Raw genomic sequence first — 2,741 nt, 5'->3', positions numbered from 1 at the left:
GCCCGGCCCGGTGCGGGGCGGGGCGGGGCGGGCCAGGCCGGCCCGGCGGGACGACCCGGCGGGGCAATGCGGGCCGGGGCGCGGCGGCCCGGCGGGCCGGGACGGCCCGGCGGGACGACCCGTCGGGGCAATGCGGGCCGGGGCGGTGCGGTCCGGCGGCCGGTCCGGCGGGGCGACCCGTCGGGGCAATGCGGGCCGGGGCGGTGCGGTCCGGCGGGACGGTCCGGCGGGGCGACCCGTCGGGGCAATGCGGGCCGGGGCGGGACGGTCCGGCGGGACGGTCCGGCGGGGCAATGCGGGCCGGGGCGGGACGGTCCGGCGGGACGGTCCGGCGGGGCAATGCGGGCCGGGGCGGTCCGGCAGTGGGGGCCGGGGCGGTGTGGTCCGGCAGTGCAGGCGGGGGCGCGGCGGTCCGGGGCGCGCCGGGGCGGGGGCGGTGCGTTCGCCCCCTCCACCGCATCCCGTACCTCCCTCCCCCGCACCTCCACGCATCCGTACCCCGCACCCCCGTAACCCGGCACCCCCGCAACCCGTACCTCCGTACCGCCGTACCCCCGGACTCCCGTACCTCCCCCGTATCTCCGTACCGCCGTCCCTCCGTACCCCCGCACCTCCCTACCCCCGCACCTCCCTACCCCCGCAGCTCCGTCCCCCCGTCCCCCGTACCCCCCGTCCCCCGTCCCCCGTACCCCCCGTCCCCCGTACCCCCGCACCTCCCGCACCTCCCGTACCCCCCGTACCTCCCGTACCTCCGTACTCCCGTTCATCCCTGCATTCCTGCGTCTGTTGCGGGTGCGCACCGGTATCGGTATCTGCGGATGCCATGAGAAGGAATTGAGGCCGAGTTCATGAACATCACTCCCGTCGAGGCGGACTGGGACCGCGCTCCGAGCGTGCTCGAGGGCGCCCGGACGCTGGAACTGACCACCGCTGACTGCAATCTGCCGTACTGGCTGCGGCACGTCGCGGGGACGATGCTGCGGCGCCTGGCCGACGGTTCGGTGCCCGACGCGGGGCCGACCGTAGCGGTCCGTGCGCCGGGCCCGCTGCGTGACGCCCTCGTCGACGAGTTCACCTTCCGTCACCTCGCGGAGGAGAAAGCGGCCCGTGCGCTGTCCTTCCTGGTCTTCCACGCGCCCGGCACCGACGACCTGGAGTTCTTCTCGACCCAGCTGGTCGACGAGGCCCGCCATGCCCGGATCTTCAGGGAGCACCTGCTGCGTGTGGGCCTGGACGCCGCGCAGATCGAGGCCGAGGTGGCCAGGACGGCGGCGACCACCGCGGCCGCCGTGCTGGACCCGCTGGAGGAGTTCGGCCTTCAGGTCCTGCGCGACCAGGGCGACTTCTACGGCGGTGTGCTGGTGCTGACCGTCCTCGTCGAGGGCATCCTGGCGCCGGCCGCGGAACTGTCGGAACGCAAGTGGCGGCCTTTGGACCCGGCCGCGGCCCTGGTGGAACGCGGGGCCAACATGGACGAGATCCGCCACCTGGCGGTCGGCAGCTCGGTGGTGCGCCGCTACCTCACCGAGCACCCCGAACAGCGTCCCCGCCTCATGGAGATCGTCACCGAGGGCCGGCGGCTGTGGGAGAAACTCCCCATGCAGGAGGTCCTGTTGCGCCGCGAGTCCCTCTTCCAGGAAGGCCTCGCCGAACACGCCGGGCTGGTCGGCGACTACGAGGTCTGGCCCGGCCGGCGGCTGGTCGACACCGGGATCCAGGAACGGATGGAGGCCGCCGCACGCTGGTCCCAGGAGACCCAGGACACACGCCTTGCGTACATGCTCCTCTCGGACGCGGCCCGATGAACGCCGCGTCCGGGCCCGGGCGGTGGGAGGTGGCGCTGCCGCCGTACCGGGGGGACGGGCCGCAGCGGATCGTCACACAGGTCACCGAACCGGCCGGGGCCCCGCGTGCGGTGGTGCTGATCTGGCCCGCCATGGCGGTCAGCGCCTCCTACTACCAGCCGTTGTGCAGCGAACTCGCGGACCTGGGCATCGCCTGTGTGGCCGCGGACCTGCGCGGTCAGGGGGAGAGCGGGCCGCGGCCGGACCGTACCTCACGCCAGGGGTACGACGAACTCGCCGCGCGGGACTGGCCGCGGACGGTGGCCGCGGTCCGGGAGCGGTTCGGTGCCCATACCCCGCTGTACCTGCTCGGGCACAGTATCGGCGGGCAGATCTCCGTGCTGTACGCGGCGCGGGAACCGGCGGGTGTGGACGGGATGGTGTTCGTGGCGGCCGGGTCGGTGGACTACCGCGGTTTCCCGGGTATGGGTGCGCTGCGGGTGTTGTTGAGCACGCAGCTCGCCGCGGGGATCGCCTGGTTGTGGGGGTATTTCCCCGGGCACCGTCTGGGGTTCGGCGGCCGGCAGCCGGCGCGGCTGATCCGGGACTGGGCGAGGATCGCGCGCACGGGCCGGTTCGAGCCGGCCGGCGCGGATCTGGTGTACGGGGATGTGTTGGGGTCGGTGCGGCTGCCGGTGCTGGCTGTCTCGGTCGCCGGAGATGCTCTGGCGCCGCCGTCGGCGGTGGACCGGCTGTGTGCGGTGCTGCCTGGGTGCAGGGTGGAGCGGTGGCATTACCGGCCGGGAGCGGGGGGCGGTGTCGGTCATGTGCGGTGGGTGCGTGAGGCAGGCCCGATCGCGGCCCGGATCCGGACGTGGGCCGACAACCTGTAACCCGGCACCGGGCCCCGCTCCGGGCTCCGGGCCCCGGGCCGGCTCCGGGCTTCGGGCCCGGCAC

General features: G+C 74.9%; 2 protein-coding genes. Both read left to right on the top strand.

Translation table 11 applies throughout. The annotated features are described in order from the left end of the window. The first annotated feature begins 848 nt into the window (after window positions 1-848). Window positions 849-1,805, top strand: coding sequence for a VlmB-like protein (locus tag ACWGIU_RS34805; RefSeq protein WP_453712099.1), 957 nt, complete (start codon window positions 849-851; stop codon window positions 1,803-1,805). Then, entirely contained in the window at window positions 1,802-2,677 is an 876-nt protein-coding gene (locus tag ACWGIU_RS34800) for an alpha/beta hydrolase family protein (protein ID WP_453712098.1), read from the top strand. Before ACWGIU_RS34805 ends, ACWGIU_RS34800 begins: the two co-directional genes overlap by 4 nt. Window positions 2,678-2,741 lie beyond the last annotated feature (64 nt).

The sequence above is a fragment of the Streptomyces sp. NPDC054840 genome (genome assembly GCF_053611065.1).
The sequence above is the reverse complement of the archived record's forward strand: the minus strand, read 5'-3'. Positions and strand labels throughout refer to the sequence as shown.